This is a genomic window from Brevundimonas sp. (genome assembly GCF_018608325.1).
In the GTDB taxonomy this organism is placed as follows: domain Bacteria; phylum Pseudomonadota; class Alphaproteobacteria; order Caulobacterales; family Caulobacteraceae; genus Brevundimonas.
Window position 1 is genome coordinate 1 of the sequence record NZ_JABAZW010000054.1, and the last position, 3,710, is coordinate 3,710.

2 protein-coding genes and 2 pseudogenes are annotated in these 3,710 nt (G+C 63.5%); 1 reads left to right on the plus strand and 3 read right to left on the minus strand.

Annotation, left to right across the window (positions count from 1 at the left end):
- Window positions 1-298 (plus strand): annotated as a pseudogene (locus QZ281_RS05820) (universal stress protein); the annotation flags it as partial.
- 6 nt (window positions 299-304) lie between these two features.
- On the opposite strand, the gene QZ281_RS18210 reads toward QZ281_RS05820, so the two are convergent.
- The 3 genes and pseudogenes from QZ281_RS18210 to QZ281_RS05835 all read right to left on the minus strand — a co-directional run.
- Window positions 305-2,164 carry a flagellin gene (locus tag QZ281_RS18210; protein WP_363297464.1) on the minus strand — a complete coding sequence of 620 codons (1,860 nt, stop codon included), beginning with the start codon at window positions 2,162-2,164 and terminating at the stop codon, window positions 305-307.
- 18 nt (window positions 2,165-2,182) lie between these two features.
- Window positions 2,183-2,587, minus strand: a pseudogene (locus tag QZ281_RS05830) (flagellin); the annotation flags it as partial.
- 72 nt (window positions 2,588-2,659) lie between these two features.
- Window positions 2,660-3,710: MltA domain-containing protein (locus QZ281_RS05835; RefSeq protein ID WP_292225815.1), on the minus strand; the 1,051-nt coding region annotated here is incomplete at its 5' end.

A 3,710-nucleotide genomic window follows, 5' to 3' on the forward strand; every position in this document is an offset into this window, starting at 1 on the left:
CATCGCCATCGCCGCCTTCACCTGGGGCGCCTATCTGGGCGAAGAGGCGCTGGAACGCTCCGGCGCCGCCCCCATCTTCCTGATCGAACAGGGCGAGGCCCAGAGCGCGATTAGAAAAGTCGTCAGCGACGATCACGACATCAAGATTCTGGTCCTGGCGGCCGGCGCCGGCTCACGCGGGCCCGGCCCCCTGGTCTCGGCCATCATCAAGCACGGCGCCTCCCTCGGCGGCCGCAAACTCCCCGTCACCATCGTCCCCGGCGTCCTGACCGAAGACGAGATCGAGGATCTGGCCTAAGGCCGCCTAAGATTTGAACAGGTTCAACAGCCACTGCGGCTGTTTGTTGGCGATAGACAGGGTTTGAGCCGCCAATTGCTGGCGTATCTGCGCGGCCTGCAGTCTGGCCGATTCCTTGGCCATATCCGCATCAACCAGATTGCCCAGACCCGTTTCAAGCGCATCCTGATGCTTTGCGGCATGGTTCAGCAATCTATCGATATTCGCCTGCTGGACCCCGAAATAGCTTGCCGCAGAAACGCCCAGCGTCAGCGCCGCATCCACCTTCATCAGAAGATCATCAGGATCATTCCAGTTCAGCCCCGTCAGCCCCAGACCCGCCGCAGTCATATTGCGTGTGGATATCCGCTGCGCCTCAAGATCAGGCGTACTGATGAAACTGATGTCCGGCTGCACCTGACCCGACGTGTTCATCACACTCGGCTTGTAGGCCGTCGGCAGAGGCGCTGTTTCATCCTGCAGAACCAGCCCGCCCACGGTCCAGGCGCCGATCTTGTTGGGCGTATTGGGATTGAACCGGAACTCCAGCTCCCGTCCGCGCGACGGATCATAGTCAAAGCTGAGAATGAAATTATCGCTGCGTTCGGTTCCAGCCGGAACGGCTTCGCCATTTCGAGCATAGGCCTGACCGCTGGCCGCGACCCGCACGCCATTTTGCCAAATCTCTACGACGTCGGCGTCACCATAGGCATCCACAAGCAGGTCGACACGACCTGACTTCTCGCCCGCATCAATCACATAGGTCCTGGAAGCGCTTTCGGTCGCCTCTGTTTCTGGCGTCAGCACCCGCGGGTTTGCCCCCACGGACGTCAGGCTTTCGCGCGTTGTAGAAGTCGTCACACCCTGCGCCATCCATGTCGGGAAACTGGCTGAAGACCGGGGCGCGCCCACAGGATAAAGCTCGATGCCGCCAACAACCCATCCCGCACTGTCATGCGGGTTGTTTTCGTTAAATCTGAACTCAAGATTCTGTCCCTTGGCGGGGTCATAGTCGAAACTCAGAAGCTGTTGACCGCTGCGCGCCACCCCCTCGCCGACCATCCCGCCCCCTGAAACATAGGGCTGACCAGTGGCCGCGACGCGCACGCCATTCTGAAAGATTTCGACGACATCAGGGTTTTCGAAAGCATCAAACAACAGGTCGATCCGCCCCGCCTGCGCCCCGCCGTTCACCTGTCTGGACAAGACGCCCTGACTGGCCGGTGGCGCGCCTGCTGTCTCTGGGCGCAGATTGACGGGCGGCAATGAGGACGCATCCGATCGCGCCGAAACCAGAACGGAGTGAGCGTTTGGCGGCGACTGTGGACCAAAACCTGGGCCGCTTTCATAGGCGCGCTCCCACGCCCAGGTGTTGCCCCCTGCCGCTCTGATTTCATAGGATTTTCCGAGGGCTGGATCATAGTCGAAGCTCAGCATGACCTGACCGGTCACCGCGCTCCCGGGTCCAATGACGCTGGCGCCCGCGACATAGGCCTGACCCGATGAGGCCACGCGCTTGCCGCCCTGCCAGACCTCGAACGCATTTCCATCAACAAAGGCGTCCAGCCAGATGTCCACGCGTCCGGCCTTATCAAACGCCGTCTTTGCATCACCGTAGTCATGATTGACGGTGATCCGCGCATCGCCCGAATAGACCACTCGATCCATGAAGACAGAGGCGTTTACGGCCATCTGATTGAGGCCGACGATCTGAGTGAACGAGTCCGGCGTCAGAGGAGAGCGCGGAAGACTGAGACGCAGCTGACTAGACATTGATGGCGACACCGTCGTGTTCGCGCCCGCAGACATGGGCGTCAAAAATGACAGCGGGGTCTTGGTCGAGGTTGCTAGCGAGTAGCTGACGCTGCTTTTGACCGTAGCCTGCATCCCCAGACCATCCAGAAAGTTCACACCGTCGAACGAGGCGGTCTTCGCCTGACTGTCGATCTGTCGGATATGGCTTTCGATGTCGGCGCGAATGGCCAGACGGCTGCTGGACGTCTGGGACGGGTCCGCATAGGCGATTGTCAGTTTCTTGATGCTGACCAACAGGTCGTTGATGCCGGTCAGGGCGGCATCGGTCACCTGCAGAGCGGATGAGGCCCGCGACAGGCTCTGTGTCGCTGCCGTCCACCCGCTGCTTTGCGCCTTCAGGTTCTGGGCGATGGCGAAGATCGCACTGTCATCCTTGGCGCCCGACACCTTCAGCCCGGTCGTGACCCGGCTTTGCGCTGTCGACAGCGTCTCTTGCGCCGCATTCAAGGTTTGCAGGGCCTGAAGCGCAGACCGGTTGGTGAGAATGGACGCCATCCCGGCGCAGTGTGCCAACACACCCGTGAATTGTGAAGCTTGTTCACTTCACCGCAAATGTCTCGGATGGCCTTAGCCTCTGGGGACCAGACGCCACATGCGTAAGGGGTGGCGCACCGTGCCGGCTTCGGCGCCGGCGGCGTCGCCGCGGCCCATGTAGAGGTCGGCGCGGACAGGGCCGCGGATGGCTGAGCCGGTGTCCAGCGCCATGGCCAGACCGCGATAGCTGGCTGTCGCGCCGCGCAGATTGCCTGCGTCGGCATCCAGCCAGACCAGTTCGCCATAACGCCACTGGGACGGATCGACGGCGATGGCGCGGCGCTCGGTCAGGGGCACGCCTGCTGCGCCCGGCGGGTGGCCGTTGTCGTCCGGGTCGATGCGGAAGAAGATATAGCGCGGGTTCAGGGCCATCACGCTCTGGGCCTCATAGCCTCGGTGCGTAGCCAGCCAGTTGCGGATCGCATCGCCGGACGTGCCGTTTTCCGGCAGCAGGCCGCGCTGGGCCATCGGGCGGGCGATGCCGACGTTGTCGGCGGCATAGGCGGCGCGGGCGCGGCGGCCGTCCTCGAACGTCAGATAGCCGGATCCTTGAATCTGCATGAAGAACAGGTCTTCGGCCCGCATCCAGGCCAGGGCCTGCTCGGGGCGGGCATAGGCCTCGATGGTGGCGCGGTCGCCCGCCGCGCGCGGATCAGCGGGCTTGGGCAGGACAGGAGCGGAAAACTCGGCGTCCGCCCAGCGGCGAGCAGGATATTCGGGCGCGAAATAGGAGGTCAGCAGACCGGGGCGGCCATCCGCCGTCTCCGCCGGAACCGCGCTGAAGTTGGCTTCAAAGAAGGCCCGGGCGTCGGATGGGGTCACCGTCGTCCCGGCGTTCATGGCCTTGGCGCGGCTGCAGGTCGTGCGCGCCGTGGCGTCCCGCACCGCGCCGCAGCCGTCCACATAGGCGCGGAAGGCGGCCAGATGATCCTCGTCATTCCAGCCCGGCAGAACCGCAGGACTGACCGCATGAGACGAAAGCGGGGGCAGGGAAGGGCCGGGCCCGCCGGGGGTCGGCGTATAGGGAATCTCGCTGCCCGGCACGGTCGGATGCACAGGCGTCATCGGCCCGGTCGAACAGGCG